The following is an 18,422-nucleotide window of genomic DNA, read 5'->3' as shown; positions in this document are numbered from 1 at the left end:
GAATTACGAAGCCCGCCAGACGCAGAGTCTGGCGGGCTTAATTTTATACGGAAACGACTTCCGCCTGCCTGGCACCCGGACCGGCGAACATCGCGCGGCCGGGAATCGCATCCAGCAGCGCACGCGTATAAGCGTCGCTCGGATTCTGGAAGATCTTCTGCGTTTCGCCCTGCTCGACGATCTCGCCGCGCCGCATCACCACGATGCGGTCGGCGATTTCGGCGGCGACACGCAAGTCATGGGTGATGAAGATCATGGCCAGATTCATCTCCTCGCGCAGTTCGGCGAGGAGCTGCAGCACCTGCGCCTGCACCGACACGTCGAGCGCCGAGACGGCCTCGTCCGCCACCAGCACCGAGGGCTTCAGGGCCAGCGCACGCGCGATACAGATGCGCTGCCGCTGACCGCCGGAGAATTCGTGCGGATAGCGGTTGGCTGCGCTCTCCTGTAGGCCAACGCGGGCCAACAGGCGCTTGGCATCGGCCATGGCTTCCTTGGAGGGCGTGCCATAGGCAATCGGGCCGCCGGCAATCGCGTCGCCGACCTTCTGCCGCGGATCGAGAGCCGCGAAGGGATCCTGGAACACGATCTGAATCTTGCGGCGCATCTGGCGCAATTTCTCCCCGCGCTGTGATAGCAGATCCTTGCCATCGAAATGCACCGAGCCGGTATCAGGCTCGATCAGCCGCATGATCAACCGACCCAGCGTGGACTTGCCCGAACCGGACTCGCCGACGATGGCCACGGTCTCGCGCGCCTTCAGACCGAGCGAGATATTCTGTACTGCATCGGTCCGGCGCGGCGGCAGGAACATGCCCTGCTTGGTGATGAAGGTCTTGTTCAGCCCGACCGCATCGAGCAACGGCTCACCGGTGATCTTGCGATCGGCTTTGGTCAGCGAGCGCGCGCCGGGGACGGCGGCGATCAGGCTCTTGGTGTAATCGTCCTTCGGATTACGCAGGACCTCGTCGACGGTGCCCTGCTCAACGACACGGCCGTTGCGCATGACCACGACGCGATCAGCGACATCGGCAACAACGCCAAAATCGTGGGTGATCAGCAGCACGCCCATGCCGCGCTCCGACTGCAGCTTCTTCACCAGCGCCAGAATCTGCTTCTGCGTGGTCACGTCGAGCGCGGTGGTCGGCTCGTCGGCCAGCAGCAGCGCCGGATTGTTGGCCATCGCCATCGCGATCATGATGCGCTGGCGCTGGCCACCCGAGAGCTGGAACGGAAAGCTGCGCGCGAGCGCCACCGGATCCGGCAAACCGACGTCGCGGATCAGTTCCTGCACGCGCGCATCCACCGCCTCCTTGGACGGCGTCGGCTTGGTGTGTGTGATGATCGATTCCGCAATCTGCTGGCCGACACGGGCCAGCGGATTGAGCGCGCTGAGTGGCTCCTGGAAAATCATCGAGATCGCGCCGCCGCGCAGCTTGCGCATTGTCGGCTCATCGGCCTTGGCGATGTCGTTACCATTGAAGCTGATGCTGCCCTGCGCAACGCCCGTTCGGTCGGGCAGCAGTCGCAGGATCGCATGCGCGGTCATCGACTTGCCGGAGCCGGACTCGCCGACCAGACAGACGATTTCGTTGCGGTTGACGGTGAGCGATACGTCTTCGATGGCAAAAGGACGATCTGCGCCCGGCGGCAGGCTGATAGAGACGTTCTCGATGGCAAGCAGTGTTTTGTCGGTCATGGATACTATCGCTTGCGTGAGATACGGGGGTTCAGCGTGTCATTGAGACCTTCACCCACGAGATTGATGGCGAGCACCGTGAGCAGGATGGCTAGACCGGGAAACACGCTCATCCACCACGCCTGCCGGATCACGGTGCGCGCAGCGCCGATCATGAAGCCCCACGACATCAGATTGGGATCGCCGAGACCCATGAAGCTCAACGCGCTCTCGATCAGGATGGCGCTGGCGACCGCAAGCGATCCGGTGACGATAATCGGCGAGATCGCGTTCGGCAGGATGCGGCGCAGCACCACGGTCAGCGGACGCTGGCCCTGGCAGACCGCAGCCTGAACGAATTCACGCCCACGCAGCCGCATGAACTCGGCGCGCGTCAGGCGTGCCAGCGGCGGCCAGCTGACGATGCCGATGGCAAAGATGATGTTGGAGATCTTCGGTCCGATGGTCGCGACCAGCAAAATCGCAAGAATGAAGCCCGGGATGGTCTGGAACAGCTCGGTGATGCGCATCATCACCTCATCGACCTTGCCGCCGAAATAGCCGGCGATGGCGCCGATGGTGACGCCGATAACCAGGGAGGTCAGTGTCGAAATGACGCCGATGATCAGCGAGATGCGCGCACCATGCGCGATGCCGGCAGCGACGTCACGGCCGAGCATATCGGAGCCGAGCCAGAGCCCTTCGCTGAACGGCGGCTGGAACGGCGCGCCGACCATATCCCAGGGGTCGTCGGGGAACAGCCACGGAGCCGTCACCGCGAGGAGGACCACCGCGAGGAGGACGATCAGACCAATCATCCCGGTGGGATGGCGGAGAAACGATTTGAGCGTAGACATCATATAATCCCGTTCACGATGCCGCACGCACGGAGACGCGTGGATCGATCACCCGGTAGATCGCATCGGTGAGAAGATTGAGCGCAATCACGATCACCGACATCACTAGGAACACGCCCAGCAACACCGGATAATCGCGCTGCAACAGCGCGTCATAGATGAGACGGCCGAGACCCGGCCAGGCGAACACGGTCTCGATCACCACCGCACCGCCAACCAGCGCACCGGCCTGCATACCCGCGACAGTCACGATGGGCAGCATCGCATTGCGCAGGATATGGCGAATGATGATGCGGCCCTGCTTCAGCCCCTTGGCCTTCGCGGTCTTGATAAAGTCCTGATGGGTGACGTCCAGCACCGACGAGCGCATCAGACGTGTATAGATCGCGAGATACACCGCTGCGAGCGACACCGCCGGCAGGATCAGATGCATCCCGATATCGCCCATGCGCTGCAGTGTCGTCATCGGCACGCCGATGGTGACATAGCCGAAGGCCGGCAGCCAATCGAGTTGCACCGAAAACAGCAAAACCAGCATCAGTCCAAGCCAGAACACCGGCGTTGCATAAAGCAGCAGCGACACGATCGTCAGCAACGTATCTGACCACTTGCCAGCACGAACACCGGCCAGCGTGCCCAGAATGATACCCGACAGCAGTGCGAGAGTGAAAGCCGTCGCCGTCAGCAGCAGTGTTGCCGGCAGACGCTCGAGAATGAGCGACGCCACGGTCCGTTGCTGGCGATAGGAATAGCCGAGGTCGAGCGTCACGACGCGCTTCAGATAGGTGGCGAGCTGAATCGGATAGGGCTTGTCGAGCCCATATTCAGCGCGCAGCTGCTCCAGAAGCTTTTCATCCGATGCGCCGCTCTGGCCGGCGATGACCTGCGCGGGATCGCCAGGTGCGGCATGAACGAGAATGAAGTTGAAGGTCGCAATGACCAGAACGACCGCGACGAATTTGACAATCCATCCCGCGAGCGCGAGGGCGACCGCGAAAACGCGACCGCCTTTTGCATCGACCGACACCGCCGTCATCCGAAGCTCACGTCGCTGAACGATTCATGCACGCCGATCGCTGTTGTAGTCACGTTCTTGAGGCGCTTGTCGATGAACGTCGGATAAGCCTGCTCGAACATCCAGACCACCGGCACATCCTCGACCAGGATCTTCTGAACCTGGCTGTACAGTTCCTGACGCTTGGCCTCGGAGGTCGAGGTTGCAGCCTCTTCGAACAGACGGTCGACTTCCGGATTGGAATAGCCTGCCGTGTTCGAGAATAGGATGCCCTTCTTGATATTCGACGAGATGTAGGTGCGCGACACGCCGAGCGCGGGATCGCCGAACTGATAGACCAGATTGCCGGTCATCTCGTAGTCCCAGTTGCTGAACTTCTCCGCCCAGCCACCGACGTCGGTGTTCTCGATCTGCACATCGATGCCGACGCGGCCGAGCGACTGGCGAATGAACTCGGCCGCGCGCTGATAGATTTCACCATAAGGCGGGGTGAGATACTTGATAGTAACGCGTTTGCCGCCGGCACCCGGCTTAAGCCCCATCTCGTCGAGCAGCGCCTTCGCCTTGTCCAACGAGTAGTCGTAACGCTTGACGTCCTTCTCGTAGAACCTGGTCGCTGATGACACCGGACCGGTCGCAACCTTGGGCAGACCAAAGTAAACGCGCTGTGCCATCGATTTCAGATCGAGCGCATAGGCAATGGCCTGACGGAAACGCTTGTCGTCCATCGGCTTGATGCGGTTGTTGAGTTCGAGCCACTGATGCGGAGCGAAATATTCATAACCCTTCGTGGTCATCTCGAAATTCGGCAACTTCGACAGCCGCGCTACATCGAACATTTCGATGTCGTTCCACTGCGTCAGCTGAATCTTGCCCTGCTCCAGCGCAACGGCGCGCGATGCCGAGTCGGGAATGATGCGGTAGATGATTTCGTCGAGATACGGCTGATCCTTGCGGTAGTAGCCTTCGTGCTTGACGAGATGAACATGCGAGCCCTTCACCCATTCCTTGAGCTTGAACGGGCCCGAACCGATCGCCTGCGCGTTGGCCGGATTCTTGCGATATTCTGTGCCGGCATAGATATGCTTCGGCACGATCGGACCCGTCGTGCAGTCGAGCGCGGTCAGGAACGGGGCAAAGGTCGACTTCAGCTTGAACACCACGGTGAGCGGATCCGGCGCATCGGCCTTTTCGATGCGCGAGTAAATACCGCGCGCACGTGCATGGGTCTCCGGCAGCAGCTTGGTCATCGAGAAGATGACGTCGTCAGCCGTCAGCGGCTTGCCGTCATGAAAGGTAATGCCGGGGAACAGTTTGAATGTATAAGTCAGGCCGTCCGGCGACACTTCCCACGACTGTGCGAGACCCGGCATCGGCTTGAGGTCAGGGCTGTAGCGCAGCAGGCTCTCATAAATCTTGCCGCCCAGTGTCAGCGTCGGCTGCTGCTGGTTAAGTGCAGTGACGAGAATCGGAGGCTCTGGCTGAATGATCGTGTTCAACGTGCCGCCCTTGGTCTGACCAGCGGCACGAGTGATGCCGAGGGGGATACCCGAGAGCGCAACCGCACTCACGCCCATCAGCTTTGCGAATTCACGTCTATTCATAACCTAGTCCTTTAACAGTGCATCTAACAGTGGCTGCAGCCAGACGCTTGCACATCTGGCTGCAGCCGAGTCATCAAGTGACTTTGAGTGACCCTATCTTCAACCGAGCGTCACGGCTCCAAAAGTCTCGTGCACACCGATGCCGGTGGTGATGACGTTCTTCAACCGCTTGTCGATGAAGTTGGGGAAGTCTTGCTCGACCATCCATGCGATCGGGACTTCTTCTACGACAATTTTCTGCACGGCCGTGTAGAGTTCCTGACGTTTTGCGTCAGAGGTCGCCACGGCGGCTTCCTCGAATAGCCGGTCTACTTCCGGATTGGAATAGCCCGCGATATTTGAGAACAGAATACCCTTACGGATATTCGCCGTGATGTAACTGCGCGACACGCCCAGCGCCGGATCGCCGAACTGGTAAAGCAGATTACAGGTCATCTCGTAATTCCAGTTGCTGGTCCGCTCGGCCCAGCCGGCGAGATCGAGATTTTCCAGTTGCAGATCGATGCCGACACGACCGAGCGATTGCTTGAAGAATTCGGCCGAGCGCTGCCAGATTTCGCCATAGGGCGGAACCAGGAATTTGATGCTGACGCGTTTGCCGTCAGCGCCGGGCTTCAGGCCCATCTCGTCGAGCAGAGCTTTCGCCTTGTCCAGCGAGTAGTCGTACTGCTTGACATCTTTTTCGTAGAACCGGGTCTTCGACGAAACGGGTCCGGTCGCCACCTTCCCGAGATTGAAGAACACGCGTTGCAGCAGCGCTTTGCGATCGACCGCAAACATGACCGCCTGGCGGAAGCGCTTGTCGTCCATCGGCTTGACGCGAAGATTGAACTCCAGCCAGAAATGCGGCGCGAAGAACTCGTAGCCCTTGGTGGTCATTTCGACATTGGGCAGCTTCGAGAGACGCGCAACGTCGAACAGTTCGACGTCGGTCCACTGCGTCAATTGGACCTTGCCCTGTTCCAGCGCGACGGCACGCGATGCGCCGTCCGGAATCACGCGATAGATGATCTCGTCGAGGTGCGGCTCGCCCTTGCGGTAATAGCCCTCGTGTTTGACGAGATGGACGTGGGAGCCCTTGACCCATTCCTTGAGCTTGAACGGGCCCGAGCCGATCGCCTGCGCGTTGGCAGAGTTCTTGCGGAAATCGGTGCCGTCGTAGACATGTTTCGGCACGATCGGCGCGGTCGTGCAATCGAATGAATTCAGGAACGGCGCGAACGGCGCTTTCAGCGTGAACACGACCGTGAGCGGATCGGGCGCTTCGGCCTTGTCGATGCGCAGGAAGGTGCCGCGCGCACGCGCGTGAGTTTCGACGAGAACCTTGGTCACCGAAAACACCACGTCTTCCGAGGTCAGCGGCTTACCGTCATGGAAGGTGATGCCCGGAAACAGCTTGAACGTATAGACGAGGCCATCGGACGACACGGTCCAGGATTCAGCGAGACCGGGCAGCGGTTTGAGATCGGAGCCGTAGCGCAGCAAGCTCTCATAGATCTTGCCGCCCAGCGTCAGCGTCGGCTGCTGCTGGTTGAGCGCGGTCACGAGGATCGGTGGCTCGGGCTGGATGATCGTGTTGAGCGTGCCGCCCTTGGTCTGACCGACGGCGCGGGTGACGCCGAGAGGAATTCCCGAAAGCGCAGTCGCACTCAAACCCAATAGCTTCGCGAATTCACGTCTGTTCATCTTAATTCCTTTGTAGCAAAGATATTTGAAACCTTCAACGTCATCCGAAGCTCACCGCCCCGAACGTCTCGTGCACCCCGATCGCCGTCGACAACACGTTCTTCAGCCGCTTGTCGATGAAGTTCGGATAGTCCTGCTCGAACGTCCAGACCACTGGAACGTCCTCAACGAGAATTCTCTGGACCTGGCTATAGAGCTCCTGCCGCTTGTCATCGGATGTTGCCACGGCTGCTTCTTCGAACAGGCGATCAACTTCCGGATTGGAATAGCCGGCAGTGTTCGAGAACAGGATGCCCTTCTTGATATTCGATGTGATGTAGGTGCGCGCGACGCCGAGCGCGGGATCGCCGAACTGGTAGACCAGGTTGCCGGTCATATCGTAATCCCAATCGGCGAACTTTTGCGCCCAGCCGGCGATATCGGTGGTCTGCAATTGCAGATCGATGCCGACGCGCCCGAGTGACTGGCGCAGGAATTCGGCGGCCCGCGTATTGGCCTCGCTGACCGGCGAGATCAGATAGCGCAGCGTGACGCGCTTGCCATCCGGACCCGGCTTCAGCCCCATCTCGTCGAGCAGCGCTTTCGCCTTATCGACAGAGTAGTCATAGGTCTTGACGTTCTTGTCGTAGAACCGTGTCTTCGACGAGATCGGGCCGGTCGCCAGCTTGCCGAGCCCGAAATAGATTCGCTGCAGCATCGCCTTACGGTCGATCGCATGCATCACGGCCTGACGAAAACGCTTGTCGTCCATCGGCTTGATGCGATTATTGAGTTCGATCCATTGATGCGGCGCAAAGAACTCGTAGCCCTTGGTGGACACCTCGTAATTCGGCAGTTTCGACAGCCGCGGCACCTCGAAGAATTCGATATCGCCCCACTGCGTCAGCTGCACCTTGCCCTGCTCGACCGCCACGGTACGCGACGCACCATCGGGGATCGCGCGGTAGATGATTTCGTCGAGATAGGGCTCGCCCGGCCGATGATAACCTTCGTGCCGGACAAAATGAATGTGCGATCCCTTGACCCATTCCTTGAGCTTGAACGGACCGCAGCCGATCGCCTGCGCATTAGCCGGGTTCTTGCGGTAGTCGGTCCCCTCATAGATGTGCTTCGGCAGGATCGGCGCCGTGGTGCAATCCAGCGACGTCAGGAACGGCGCGAAGGGCGACTTCAGCGTGAAGATCACCGTCAGTGGATCGGGCGCTTCCGCCTTTGCGATACGCGCAAATGTCACGCGACCGCGCGCATGGGTTTCCATCAGCACCTTGGTCATGGTGAAAATCACGTCTTCCGACGTCAGCGGCTTGCCGTCGTGAAACGTGATGTTCGGGAACAGCTTGAATGTGTAGGTCAGCCCGTCCGGCGAAACCTCCCAGGATTTGGCGAGGCCGGGAATCGGCTTGAGATCGAAATCGTAACGCAGCAGGCTCTCATAGAGTTTGCCGCCGACGGTGAGGGTCGGCTGTTGCTGATTGATCGCCGTGACCAGGATCGGCGGTTCGGGCTGGATGATCGTATTGAGCGTACCGCCTCTGGTCTGCCCCGTGGCGCGGGTGATGCCGAGCGGGATGCCCGACAGCGCCGTAGCGCTCAGGCCCAGCAATTTCGCAAACTCACGTCGATTCATTCAGCTCTCCCGATGGACACAGAGGGTTGAACGTCAGGGTTGCACTGACGCGCAAGGATGAGCTTGCAAAATTCAAGCCGCCGCCGTCGCCGGGCCGATCATCATCGCGATCGGGCCGGCGTTGTCCGAGAACCGAACATGTTCCGTGAATGAGCAGGCATTCAGTATCCCAGTGCCGGATCGACGCGGTTGAGTAGAATCTCTCCAGTCTTGAGACGGCGGATATTCTCGGCGATCTGGTCGGCAATGACGCGTGGCTTGGCCAATCCGGCCATGTGCGGCGTCACCAGAATACCCGGCTCCGTCCAGAGAGGATTGTCAGGCCGCAACGGCTCCTTGTCGAACACGTCGAGAACCGCGCCGCGCAGATGGCCCGAACGCAACGATGCGACGAGATCGGGGACATTCAGATGCTCGCCGCGGCTGCAGAGAATAAGTGCCGCCCCTTTCGGCAGGCGGGCGAAACGGTCAGCATTCAGAATTCCCACCGTGCTCTGCGTTAGCGGCAGCAGACAGACCAGGATGTCGGTCTGCACCAGGAAATCGTCGAGCGCGGCGTCGCCGGCGAAGACGTCCACACCCTCGACCTGTTTTGCGGAGCGCGACCAGCCGGAGACCTCGTAGCCAACCGATTTCAGCAGCGTGGCAGCCTGGATTCCGAGGGTGCCGAGACCGAGGATGCCGACGCGCTTGTCAGCGGCCGCGACCTGATCGTAGCGATGCCAGTGCCCATTGCGGGCATTGGTGGAGACGCGATCAAATTCGCGATGAAAATACAGCGTGCCCCACAGCACATATTCGGCCATCGCTCTACCCAGCAGCGGATCCACGATCCGGCAGAGCGGCAGGTCCGGCAGTGCCGTGTCGGACAACACATTGTCCACACCGGCGGCGATGGAATGGATCAGCCGCAAATTCGGCATAGTCGCCATCACGCCCGCGGGTGGTTTCCAGCAGACCACAACCTCCCCATCGAGCGCCCCCTCTTCCGGCCAAGTGGTCACGAGCGCGCCGGGAACCACCCGCTTCAGATGGTCCTCCAGAAAGCCCATGGTGTTGGACAGGGTTGTCATGAGAGTAATGCGGGTCATCGAATTCCTGCGTTTGTTTCTGCCCGAGCCTTTTCCGTTCCGATTGAATCGGAACGGGGCTCAGGATTGTTGTTTTACGCGTTTTCTTAATGCGAACCGGTACCCACTTCGCTGGAAAACGCGCTAGTGGCATGAAGCCTGCTTTGAGAATGGCAACGTCCGGAACGATGCGCCCAAAACCTCTATCCTAGGGTACGATGTCGGCGCATCATCTCCGTCTTCACAGGGTCAGGATTTGTCGCGTATGGGCCATATCTCTTCAATTTCGTGCAACACGCCGCGCCAGCGCGTCGCGCCGCCGGCCATGGTGAGTTTTTCCGGCTTCGAGGCCAGCGGCCGCCGCGCCGATGCACTCCAGGCCGCACAACGCCCGGTGGTTGCGATGGCTGCCGAATTCTCCTCGGGCGGCGTCGGAGTCCGGCACAGCCACCGCCGCGCGCAATTTCTCCACGGCCTGACCGGGGTCATGACCGTGATCACCGAGACCGGCAGCTGGACCGTATCGCCGCAGCATGCGCTGTGGATCCCGCCCGGCGTCGTCCATCAAAGCCGCTGCTGGGGCACCGTGCAGCTCCGTACGCTTTACGTCGAACCCGACGCGACGGTCGGCCTGCCGACCTCGTGCCAGCTGATGGAAGTGTCGTCGCTGGTACGCGCGCTGCTCAACGAGGCCGTCACCTTCCCGACCGAATACGATATGGACGGCCGCGAAGGCCAGATCATGAATTTGATGCTCGCTGAAATCGGCCGCATGCCGGCCGTGCCGCTGCGCGCGCCGATGCCGCAGGACCGCCGCCTCGCGCGTATCTGTGAAGCGATCCTGCGCGAGCCCGGCAACAATCAGGATCTGGAATCCTGGTCGCAGATCGGCGGCCTCGGCCGACGGACGCTGACGCGGCTGTTTCGCCGCGAGACCGGCATGAGCTTCGCCGAATGGCGCCAGCAGGTGCGATTGATGGAAGCATTGTCGCGCCTGACCATGCGCGAGCCGGTGACCAATGTGGCGCTCGATCTCGGCTATGATAGTCCAAGTGCCTTCAGCGCTATGTTCCGTCGCTCGATGGGAATTTCACCACGCGACTATCTGCGCTGGAGCGAACAGACGGAGGACTTGGCAACGTGACCGACGCGCACCAGCTTAGGACTCGACCGCTGGCCGCGCTTCCATCGAAGCACGCAATCGGCGAATACCGGCTTCGATCTCGCGGATGTCGTCGTCGAGCTGCCCGAGCAGCACCCCGAAATTGAAGTCCATTCTGTTGCGGACGGACGCCGCCAGCGTTTCGCGATGCACCTTGAGATCTTGCAACGCACTTAGCTGGTTCGTATCGACATAGGCGGCAACCACAAGCTCAATCGCGCTTTTCACCGCAACGCTTTCTTCTCGGCTTCATCGATTTGGGCCTTCAACCGCGCTTTGGTCGCTCGAACACCGGGGAACGGTGCTCCCAGTCGGCGCGCCTGGATCTGTACGGAACTCTGCGGTCGTTTCATGATCACCGCGGCTCTGGCCAGCGATACTTTACGCGCGATAAGCCCTTTCAAAATTTCAATCTGTTCCTCGTCCCAACGATTTTTTGCCATCTGATCTTATGAGTGCGCTGAAATAACTTGTCTGTACGGTAGCTGTCCCTTTGCAACGCGATGTTCACAACTATTGTTCCCGATGCGCCCAGGTTGCAGAACACAATCCCTGCCGGAGAAAGCGCTGCGTGGAATTGCGCCGAAAAATCGGAACGTGTTTCAATTGATATCGTTTCGCCAGCAGGGAACAGTACTGAAAAGGCTCCGGAGTGATCCGGAGCCTTTCTCTATTTGGCAGGCACCCCGCTTGGTAGCGGGGTATTTGGCAGCTGCGGTGATACCCGCCGCTTACATCACGACTTCGATCAGCTTCGGACCTTTCGCAGCGATCGCGTTGGCGAGCGCCTTGTTGAAGTCGTCGACGTTGGACACCGAAACGCCGGGGACGCCCATGCCCTTGGCGAGCGACACCCAGTCGAGCGTCGGACGGTCGAGGTTGAGCATATCGAGGGCGCGCTGGCCCGGCTCGCCGGCATCGACGCCGGCGAATTCACCGAGCAGGATTTGATACTTGCGGTTGGCGAACACGATAGTGGTGATGTCGAGCTCTTCGCGGGCCTGGGTCCACAGCGACTGCAGCGTGTACATCGCGCTGCCGTCACCAACCATGCAGATCACCTTGCGGTCCGGGCAGGCCACGGCGGCGCCGGTGGCGACCGGGGTCGAGAAGCCGATCGAGCCGCCCATGTTCTGCAGCCAGTCATGCGGCGCAGCCGCTGCGGTCGGCGGGAAGAATCCGCGACCGGTGGTCAACGACTCATCGACCATGATGGCGTTTTCCGGGATCGCATAGGCAATCGCCTGCGCAATCGTGGTGTGGTTCAGCGCGCCGGTCGGCTTCACCAGTTCGGCGAGCTTCTGCGGCTTCACATCCGACGGCTTGGCGCCGAGCGCGCCGGCCAGTGCTTCGAGCGCAGCGATCGAGTTCTCGCCGCCGGCGGTGATGCGATGCACTTCGCAGCCTTCCGGCTTCAGCATGCTCGGCTTGTTCGGATAAGCGAAGAAGGCCACGGGATCGTTGGCTTCCACCAACACGATGTTCTTGAAATCCTTCAGCAGCGGAAGTGCGGCTTCGATCACATAGGGAATGCGGTCGATGGAGAACCGGCCGCGGCCGCGCGCCATGCGCGGATTGTAGGTCTGGCCCATCACCTTGCAGCCGGTCTTGCCGGCGATCTGCTCGGCCAGCGCCAGGCCCTTCTCGGTCAGCCCCTGGCCGGTCATCAGCAGCAGCGTCGAGGCGCCACCGTCCTTCATGATCCTGGCGGCGGTCTCGACGGCCTGCGCCGAATAGCCGGCGCTCTGCTTCTCGGCCGGCACCGGCGCCACACCGTCAGCCGCGCCCCATGCGGTGTCAGCGGGCAGGATCAGCGTCGCGATCTGGCGATCCTTGGCGGCGGCAATTGCTGCGGCGCCGTCCTTGGCCACCGACTTGGAATCCGGCGAGGTGTGCACCCACTGCGACATCGGACGGGCGAGGCCCTCGATGTCCGAGGTCAGCGGCGCGTTGTATTCGATGTGATAGACGGCATGCTGGCCGACGATGTTGACGATGCCCGAATTGGCCTTCTTGGCATTGTGCAGGTTGGCGAGGCCATTGGCGAGGCCGGGGCCGAGATGCAGCAGCGTCGAGGCCGGGGTGCCCTTCATGCGGAAGTAGCCATCGGCCGCGCCGGTGACGACGCCTTCGAACAGGCCGAGCACGCAGCGCATGCCTTCGACGCGGTCGAGCGCCGCAACGAAATGCATTTCCGACGTTCCCGGATTGGCAAAGCAGACATCCACATTGCCCGCCACCAATGTCCGCACCAGGCTTTCCGCACCGTTCATCGTCTCACTCCGTTTGATTCAGGGTCGTATCTCGGTTTCTTGATCTCGGGGGCTGATGAACCATTGTTCGGAGGGCCCGTCAAAGGGTCGGAACGCAAGGCTTCGTTGTGAGGGCCGCGGGGCGGGCTGAACGCCGGTTATTATCGCTCCATCCGGGCTGTCCTCACACGGCCGTGGGTTGCGGATCGGGGCGATTTATGGCCTGTCTTGGGCCTCAATTTTTTCTGGCGAGGACCATGATGAAGCGCCTTTTTGCTCTCTTTTTTGCCGCAGCCGCGTTCACCACAATTGCGTTTCCTGCCGATGCACGCGTTCGCAACCAGCCGCCGGCGCAGGACTTCGAGGTCGACGACGGCCCGTCGCTCTCCAACTTCTTCTCCAATTTCGGCAATGGCGGCGGCAACAGCTCCGGCCCGATCCAGCGCCAGACCGTCGGCTTCCACAGCAATTACGCCCCTGGGACCATCGTCGTGAACACCGCCGAGCGCCGGCTCTATCTGGTGCAGCCGGGCGGCCAGGCGCTGCGCTATGGCATCGGCGTCGGCCGCGATGGCTTCCGCTGGGGCGGCGTCCACCGCGTCACCGCCAAGAAGGAATGGCCGAGCTGGACCCCGCCGGCCCAGATGCTCGCCCGCCGGCCCGACCTGCCCCGCCACATGCCCGGCGGCATCGACAACCCGCTCGGCGCCCGCGCCATGTATCTCGGCTCGACGCTGTACCGCATCCACGGCTCGAACGAGCCGGAGACCATCGGGCAGGCCGTGTCCTCGGGATGCTTCCGCATGACCAATGACGATGTCACCGATCTCTATAACCGCGTCTCGGTCGGCGCGACGGTCATCGTCAAGAACTGAGCTTGACCTGAGAACGAAGGCTTCCTGCGGGAAGCCTTCGAATAGTCCGCGGGGGCGGCACTGAACGCTTGCGCAAATACGCGCATTGCGAGAACTTGAGTAATAATGCCCGCCCCGACACCAGATCGATTCATCGTCCGGACGATTGCCGCGCTGCTGGCGCTAGCGTCTTTGACCGCCTTTGTGCCGCAGCCGTCTTATGCCGGCGCGAGCGAGCCGCCCGCCGTTACGGCGCGCCAGCGCACCGAGAAGAAAACCTTTACCGACAGCGAGATCATCGACGGTTTTTTCAAGACCGCCTTTGGCGCCGAATATCACCTCGCCGGCCGCGTCGACCGCATTCGCAAATATGAGCTTCCGGTGCGGGTCTTCGCCGAAGGCCGTGCTGACCGCAAGGCTCAAATCGCCAAGGTTGTGACCGACATCGCGCGCCGGGTGCAGCATCTCAACATCGCTATGGCGGACAACCGCGACGACGCCAATGTGCTGGTGAAGCTGGTGCGCGACCGCGATCTCTATCGCACCATCTCGACCTTCTATGGCACCGACCGGGCCAACGAGATCCGCGACTCCCTGGACCCGCAATGCCTGTCCGGCTTCCGCAAGAACGAGGCCTTCGAGATCGAACGCTCCGACGTGATCCTCACCGTAGACAATGGCGACTTCGTCTTTCTCGATTGCGCCTATGAGGAATTGCTGCAGTCGCTGGGCCCGATCAACGATACCAGTACGGTGCCGTGGACGATGTTCAACGACAACGTCCAGATGGGCTTCTTCGACGTCTACGACCAGTACATCCTCAACATCCTCTACGATCCCCGCATCAAGGCCGGCATGACCGTGCAGGAGGTCAAGGACGTGCTGCCGCAGGTGCTCACTGACGTGCGTATCTGGGTGAGCAAGGTGAACGAGCTGCAGGATTAGCGGCGTTTCTCTTATCCCTCCCCCCGCGCGAAGCGAAGCTTTGCCAGGCGGGGGATTCCACGAACGCCTGCGCGTCCCAGCTTCTTCGAATGTCAAACAGCCACTGCTCTGCAGACATGCGTCATCACCCCTGTTATTTGCGGCGCGGGGGCGCCGTCGTTGCTTGCATTCCCGCCCCCTGTGAGAGGGCGTGCGGAACGCCGGGTGCCCGTTGCACCCTTGGGCCTGATGCGATGCGGTCTTCCGCAATTTAGAATGCATCAGGACTTTCGGAGGCGCCGAGCGAGTGCCCGACGTTCCGCCTGCGGTGTTTTTTCGGTTGCTTGCACATCTGCCATGGCGAACGGTCCCATCACCAAAATTAATGTCCCAGGGCGGAGGGACAGGGTAGCCGCAAAGCACTTGGCCGAACGCGTTTTGACTTGGTCGTCCGTCACACTGTCCAGGGGTCTTTCCATCCGAAGGCCAAACGTCTCCTTGCCAGTGGCAGTGCTGGCGCAGATCCGTCCTGCCCGAAGACAGACGTCCCCCATGAACCGCGTGACGCCGCATCTCCGGCGTCCACCGCATCCCACCCCGCGAACGTGACGATCGCGATCGCCCCTCTCGGTGGGGCAGGACGGAGGGGAATATAAGCCTGATGGGGATGCTGTCAATGAGAGATAGGAAAAAATGTTTGGGTGCTGTCTTGCCGCCCCACACTGTCATTCCGGGGCGCGGGAGCACCTTTGCGCACGCGAACCCGGAATCCCAGCATGTTCAGCGCAAAACAGTCCGAGATTCCGGGTTCGTGCTCTGCCGGCTTCGCCGGCGACGCACGCCCCGGAATGACGAGTGAGGTCGCCTCGTCCTCTCACCCCCGCGGCTTTGGCGTGAACGGTCCCTTCGGCGCGTTGCCGATCAGCGACACGACGATCAGCGCTGCCATCGCGAACCAGAAAGTGAGCCAGAAGCCGTCGATATAGGCCAGGGTATTGGCCTCGCGCTGCACGAGGCTTGCGAGGGTGCCGATGCCGCGGGCTTGGGCAAGGCCCTCGCCATGGCTGGCGAAGCGGCCGGTGAGTTTGGCAAGAATGCCGACGACATCGGCATCGCCGCTGGCGACATGCTGGCCGAGCAGATTCGAATGGATCTGCTCGCGCACGCGCAGCCAAGTCCCCATCAGCGCGATGCCGATCTCGGCACCGCCGAGTCGGAAGACCTGGATATAGGCCGCAAAGGCGGTGGCGCGCGACGGATCGGAATTCGACAGTGCGATGATCACGATGGGCAGCAGCGTGAAGCTCTGCCCAAGCGACTGCAACATCACCATCGGGATGAAATCGCCAAGCGCCCATTCATGGGTGAGCTGCGTGCCCAGGAGAGCGGCGGCGGCGAATGCCGCAAGGCCAATGATCAGCGTCAGCTTCACGTCGTAGTAGCGAATGAGCCAGATCGACAGCGGCACCAGCACGATCATCGGCACGACGGCATAGAGCAGAAACAACATGCCGGACTGCTCCGGCCGCAACAGCGCGATGTTGGTGAGAAAATTCGGCGCCAACGATGAATTGGACAGGCTGGTCATGGTGTAGAGAATGATCGTCAGCAGCGCGAGACCGATATTGCGCGACAGCAGCACCTCGGCATGCGCCCATGGCCGTTTGACCACCGACTCATTGATGAAGAAGCCGACGGTCAGGACCGTGCCGCCGCCAAGCAGCGCCACCACCGTACCCGAACCCAGCCAGTCCAGCCGGTTGCCCTGATCGAGCCCGGCATAGATCATGGCCATGCCGGTGCCGAGCAAGAGCATGCCGCCCCAATCGGCCTCACACAGCACGAAGCGATTGATCGGCTCGCGCGGTGTGCCGAGCCAGACGAACAGCGCGAGCAGCGGCGCGATGATGACATCCTGCCAGAACATCCATTGCCAGCCGATGTGGCTGACATAGAAGCCGACCAGTGCAGTGCCCGAATTGAGCGAGAAGCCGACGCGAATGGAATAGATCGCAATGGCCGGTAGCCACCACTTCATCGGCAGATTGCGAAAGATGATCAGCAGCGTTGCCGGCACGAAGGTGCCAAGCAGCATGCCGTGCACGATGTTCAGCACCAGCAGCAGATTGTAGTCGCGCACCAGCGGGATCACCAGCGAGATCGCCGCATAGACCAGAGCGGGAATGCCGAGCACGCGGCGGAGCCCGAACACGGTGGCCATCCAGGCCACCGCAGGCGCGATGAAGATCTGCGACGCTGTTCCGGCGGTGGAGAGCCACGCGCCTTCATCGAAACTCAGCCCCAACGCCCCGCGCAGATCGGCGAGGCCGATGGAGAAGATACGCGTATCGAAATTGGCGAGGAATGCGCCGAGCAGCACCGCGCCGACCGCAAAGATCGGATGGTGCGAAACGCCCCCGGTCGAGACCGGGCCGCTTTCGATGACCTTACTTTCCGCCATTGCCGGCCGCCGGCGCGTCGGTGTTGATGCTCGCGGTTACCGACATGCCCGGCAGCAACCGGTCGAGCAGCGGCTGTCCCTTGTCGAGCGTGATGCGGACCGGCACGCGCTGCACGACCTTGGTGAAATTGCCGGTGGCGTTATCCGGCGGCAGCAAGGCGAATTGCGATCCCGATGCCGGCGAAACGCGCTCGACGCGGCCACGCAGCGTCTCCGCCGAGAACGTGTCGACCACGATATCGACGGGCTGGCCCGGCTTCACGCGCGTGAGCTGCGTTTCCTTGAAATTGGCGATGACATAGACGTCGGGCAGCGGCACGATGCTGATCAGGCTGGAGCCGATATTCACATAATCGCCCGGCTGCACCTGACGCTCGCTGACCACGCCATCGAAGGGCGCCACGATCTTTGTATAACCGAGGCGTAGTCTGGCGGCATCGAGGGTAGCCTTGGCGCCGAGCAGATCGGCGGCGCGCTGCTTGCGCGTGCCAGCGAGAACTTCGAGCTGATGTTTTTGCGCAGCGATCACCGCGCCACTCGCCTTTACATCGGCCTGTGCCTTGGCATAGGCGGCGGTTGCCTGTTCGAAGCGCTGCCGCGTGCCGGCTTCGGTCTGCGTCAGCGACGCCTGACGTTCCCGCTCCTGCTGCGCCTGCACTTCCATCGCCTGCGCAGACACACGCTGCGCCTCGGCCTGCGCGATGGTGGCGTATTGCAGCTCGACCTGGTTGGCGAGATTGTCCAGCGCCGCCTGCGCACCGGCGACGCCGGCTTCGGCTTGCGCTACCTGCGCCTCGTAATCCGCGGGATCGATCTGGATCAGCAGATCGCCGGCTTTGACGTGCTGGAAGTCGTTCACCGGCACGGCTTTCACGGCACCGGCCACGCGGCTCGACAGCCGCGTTGTCTGCGCGCGGATATAGGCATCGTTGGTGGTTTGCACCGCGCGGTTGCCCATCCAGATGTCCCAGCGGGTGGTGGCCAGAACGATGAAGACAACCGCGGCAGCAACGGCTAGCAGCGGAATCGCAAGACGACGCCACGCCTGCTGTGCTGGCGTCAACGCCGCAGGCTGTGCGGGCGGTTGCGCAGCCGGTTGTGCCGGTGTCGGCGCAACAGGTTGTGACGGCGCCGGTTGCGGCGTTGGGGATGCATCAAGCTGGGACATGTCTTCCTCGCAGCGACTGAGTGACATTATGTCTCATGTCGTCGCACCCGATTCAATCGCCCGA

15 protein-coding genes are annotated in these 18,422 nt (G+C 61.5%); 3 read left to right on the top strand and 12 right to left on the bottom strand.

What is annotated here, in order from left to right; genetic code table 11:
- Positions 1-43: 43 nt before the first annotated feature.
- The 7 genes from AB7828_RS28870 to AB7828_RS28840 all read right to left on the bottom strand — a co-directional run bounded on the left by AB7828_RS28870 (position 44) and on the right by AB7828_RS28840 (position 9,558).
- Positions 44-1,699: a dipeptide ABC transporter ATP-binding protein gene (locus AB7828_RS28870; protein WP_439063155.1), complete on the bottom strand. Its 1,656-nt coding sequence runs from the start codon at positions 1,697-1,699 to the stop codon at positions 44-46.
- Positions 1,700-1,704: 5 nt separating this feature from the next.
- Positions 1,705-2,535, bottom strand: coding sequence for an ABC transporter permease (locus tag AB7828_RS28865; RefSeq protein ID WP_089268033.1), 831 nt, complete (start codon positions 2,533-2,535; stop codon positions 1,705-1,707).
- Positions 2,536-2,548: 13 nt separating this feature from the next.
- Complete coding sequence (locus AB7828_RS28860; protein WP_439082855.1) at positions 2,549-3,571, bottom strand: ABC transporter permease; 1,023 nt, start codon at positions 3,569-3,571, stop codon at positions 2,549-2,551.
- Positions 3,568-5,154, bottom strand: a complete 1,587-nt coding sequence (locus tag AB7828_RS28855) for an ABC transporter substrate-binding protein (protein WP_441231855.1) — start codon at positions 5,152-5,154, stop codon at positions 3,568-3,570. The genes AB7828_RS28860 and AB7828_RS28855 overlap by 4 nt, the downstream gene beginning before the upstream one ends.
- A gap of 99 nt (positions 5,155-5,253) precedes the next feature.
- Positions 5,254-6,840: an ABC transporter substrate-binding protein gene (locus tag AB7828_RS28850; protein ID WP_441231854.1), complete on the bottom strand. Its 1,587-nt coding sequence runs from the start codon at positions 6,838-6,840 to the stop codon at positions 5,254-5,256.
- Between the two features lie 40 nt (positions 6,841-6,880).
- The gene (locus AB7828_RS28845; protein WP_441231853.1) at positions 6,881-8,467 is read right to left on the bottom strand and encodes an ABC transporter substrate-binding protein; all 1,587 of its coding nucleotides are present in this window, start codon (positions 8,465-8,467) and stop codon (positions 6,881-6,883) included.
- A 161-nt stretch (positions 8,468-8,628) separates the two neighbouring features.
- A complete protein-coding gene (locus AB7828_RS28840; RefSeq protein ID WP_441231852.1) occupies positions 8,629-9,558 on the bottom strand; it encodes a 2-hydroxyacid dehydrogenase in 930 nt (309 codons plus the stop codon).
- 244 nt (positions 9,559-9,802) lie between these two features.
- On the opposite strand from AB7828_RS28840, the gene AB7828_RS28835 reads away from it, so the two are divergent.
- On the top strand, positions 9,803-10,681 hold the full coding sequence (locus AB7828_RS28835) for an AraC family transcriptional regulator (RefSeq protein ID WP_210269248.1): 879 nt from the start codon (positions 9,803-9,805) through the stop codon (positions 10,679-10,681).
- A 15-nt stretch (positions 10,682-10,696) separates the two neighbouring features.
- On the opposite strand, the gene AB7828_RS28830 is transcribed toward AB7828_RS28835, so the two are convergent.
- The 3 genes from AB7828_RS28830 to AB7828_RS28820 all read right to left on the bottom strand — a co-directional run bounded on the left by AB7828_RS28830 (position 10,697) and on the right by AB7828_RS28820 (position 12,972).
- The gene (locus tag AB7828_RS28830; protein WP_139285955.1) at positions 10,697-10,906 is read right to left on the bottom strand and encodes a hypothetical protein; all 210 of its coding nucleotides are present in this window, start codon (positions 10,904-10,906) and stop codon (positions 10,697-10,699) included.
- Positions 10,907-10,923: 17 nt separating this feature from the next.
- Complete coding sequence (locus AB7828_RS28825; protein ID WP_120288809.1) at positions 10,924-11,142, bottom strand: hypothetical protein; 219 nt, start codon at positions 11,140-11,142, stop codon at positions 10,924-10,926.
- A gap of 288 nt (positions 11,143-11,430) precedes the next feature.
- The gene (locus tag AB7828_RS28820) at positions 11,431-12,972 is read right to left on the bottom strand and encodes an acetolactate synthase large subunit (protein ID WP_089268028.1); all 1,542 of its coding nucleotides are present in this window, start codon (positions 12,970-12,972) and stop codon (positions 11,431-11,433) included.
- A gap of 239 nt (positions 12,973-13,211) precedes the next feature.
- On the opposite strand from AB7828_RS28820, the gene AB7828_RS28815 reads away from it, so the two are divergent.
- Together AB7828_RS28815 and AB7828_RS28810 are read left to right on the top strand one after the other, a co-directional pair.
- Positions 13,212-13,826, top strand: coding sequence for a L,D-transpeptidase (locus AB7828_RS28815; RefSeq protein ID WP_081422064.1), 615 nt, complete (start codon positions 13,212-13,214; stop codon positions 13,824-13,826).
- A gap of 105 nt (positions 13,827-13,931) precedes the next feature.
- Positions 13,932-14,750 carry a DUF2927 domain-containing protein gene (locus AB7828_RS28810; RefSeq protein WP_089268029.1) on the top strand — a complete coding sequence of 273 codons (819 nt, stop codon included), beginning with the start codon at positions 13,932-13,934 and terminating at the stop codon, positions 14,748-14,750.
- A gap of 853 nt (positions 14,751-15,603) precedes the next feature.
- Here AB7828_RS28810 and AB7828_RS28805 read toward each other — a convergent pair.
- Entirely contained in the window at positions 15,604-17,190 is a 1,587-nt protein-coding gene (locus AB7828_RS28805; protein ID WP_089268035.1) for an MFS transporter, read from the bottom strand.
- Positions 17,177-18,358: an HlyD family secretion protein gene (locus AB7828_RS28800; protein ID WP_089268096.1), complete on the bottom strand. Its 1,182-nt coding sequence runs from the start codon at positions 18,356-18,358 to the stop codon at positions 17,177-17,179. Before AB7828_RS28800 ends, AB7828_RS28805 begins: the two co-directional genes overlap by 14 nt.
- Positions 18,359-18,422 lie beyond the last annotated feature (64 nt).

The sequence above is a fragment of the Tardiphaga sp. 215_C5_N2_1 genome (assembly GCF_052076055.1).
GTDB classification, from domain to species: Bacteria; Pseudomonadota; Alphaproteobacteria; order Rhizobiales; family Xanthobacteraceae; genus Tardiphaga; species Tardiphaga robiniae.
Note: the sequence above shows the minus strand (reverse complement) of the source record. Positions and strands in the feature narration are given on the sequence as shown.